At 34.6% G+C, this 1986-nt stretch carries 1 protein-coding gene and 1 pseudogene; one reads left to right on the forward strand and one right to left on the reverse strand.

The window, feature by feature from the left end; translation table 11 throughout:
• Positions 1-124: 124 nt before the first annotated feature.
• Positions 125-1072, forward strand: coding sequence for a MobA/MobL family protein (locus DK207_RS15565; RefSeq protein ID WP_016543152.1), 948 nt, complete (start codon positions 125-127; stop codon positions 1070-1072).
• Positions 1073-1164: 92 nt separating this feature from the next.
• Here the strand turns inward: DK207_RS15565 and DK207_RS15570 are convergent.
• Positions 1165-1740 (reverse strand): annotated as a pseudogene (locus tag DK207_RS15570) (hypothetical protein); the annotation flags it as partial.
• Positions 1741-1986 lie beyond the last annotated feature (246 nt).

Genomic DNA, 1986 nt, shown 5'->3' on the forward strand with positions numbered 1-1986 from the left:
GTGGTATTGCTCATGCGTTTTAATTGAAAAATATTTTTTTTCATTTTTCTTCACGAAACGAATCATGAATTTTTAAAATTTTGTAGGATCCGATATCCCAGTTAAATTAATATCGGAAGTAAAAATGTATTATTTTCATTTAAGTCACAACGTTAAAGGTGATAGTCAAATAAAATTGAGTGATGGTGATTCAAAGTGTCGACTCTCAAAAAGTGCATATCACTATATTACGCGTACTTTATATTTTTCAAAGCATAAAAGTGACATTGAAGAGCTTGAATATTGTGCATCCTATAATATGCCGATTTGGTCTGAAAATAATCCTGAAAAGTTTTGGTATGCAGCTGATCAATATACAAGTGAGACTAGACGAACCTCATCACATATTACAATCGCTTTGCCAAAAGAACTGGATAAAAATCGCCGTATAGAGTTGTCTGAAAGATTAATGTATGAATTTTGTGGTCAATATAAAATGCCATCAACAATCGCAATTCATAATCATGTGGCTGCGCTCGATGGGCAGTCAGAACAGCCACATTTACATTTATTATTTTCAGAAAAAAGTATGTTGGATAATATTCAACGTTCCCCCGAGCAGTTCTTTAAGCAATATCGTCAAAAAAATCCTGAAAAAGGAGGTGCATTAAAAATCACGGCTGATGTGCTTGGATTCGGTCGTAATATATTATTTCATTACCGAACACAAACTGAAAAAATAATAAATGAATTTTTAGAAAAATATGCGCCCACAAAAATTATAGAAATTCATGGTATGGAAATCGAAGTGAGCAGTGCAGTATCGTGCTTATCTAATGAAGATTATAATAAAAAACATGGAACCAATTTAAAAGATGTCCCACAAATTCCGAGGTCGTTACTCTATAGCACTGATCCTGAAGATCAAGATAAGGTAGCAGAATATAGAAAGAACATTTGGCAAATACGTCAAAACAACTTATGCGAACGCTATAAAAATGAGTATGAATTAGCCTTAGTTAGAAAACGTGAACAGGAAAACCAGAATAGACCACAACTTGTTCAATCTAAAAAATTTGATTTTGACTTCTAATATGTATTAGTTCAGCCTTTAATTAAATCAGTTGATCTGTCTATATACTTTCTATGGACGGATCAACTGAATTGGTCTTAGTGCAATTTGACCTATTTCTTAAAATAGTTTTCCATCTGTAATTGTTCAAGCGTATGCCATTGATAACGCTCATGTCCTGCAAAATTTTGTTTGATATATACAATATGTTGAAGAATTCGCTTCTGATACTTTAACAGTTGTTGAATACGCTGATCATCATAATCAATATCTACCCGTTGTTGCCGCAGTGCTTGATAAAAGCAGCGGTAGTCCATATCCATATTTTTTAATATTTCCTTGGATGCCGCAGGGTGGAGTGGTTGGCTTAATCCAACTATTGAATAAGATTCACGCGTGACAAAGTCGGGGCTTATAAGGGATTCCTTTGCCACTTTTAATGTTGGTTCAAATCTATTTGATCTAACCTTGATATTTTGAAATGCCTGTTGAATCGAATTAATTAGTGCACTCGGTTGAATAGTATGTGCTGGTGCTGGCTTCTGCAAGCTGGGTGCAGCGACTGGAGCAAAAATGGGTGATTTCACTTTAGCCTGATGATCTTGTTGACTGTCGACTTTGATGAATTGTTTGAGTTTCTTATAGTTAATCGTATAGAAATTGGTTTGCAGCCTGTGATTGGACAATAAAAACTTAAACTGGACATTAAAGTCCTAAACTTTAACAATATAGTTGTAAACTAGGAGAGTTTTAAAAATGTCAAATTTTACATTTGAACCTGAAATTTTTGTGGTCAAAGGACATGGTTGGGGTCGTCTCAGGAAACGGAAAATATAGCACGCTAAGGATTTTCACTCCGACTTCTTTTAACGATATCCAACACGGTATTTTTGCTTAGATTGACCAGCCGACCGACTTGTCGATAAGAGTGTCCA

This window comes from Acinetobacter haemolyticus, assembly GCF_900406815.1.
Classification (GTDB): domain Bacteria; phylum Pseudomonadota; class Gammaproteobacteria; order Pseudomonadales; family Moraxellaceae; genus Acinetobacter; species Acinetobacter haemolyticus_A.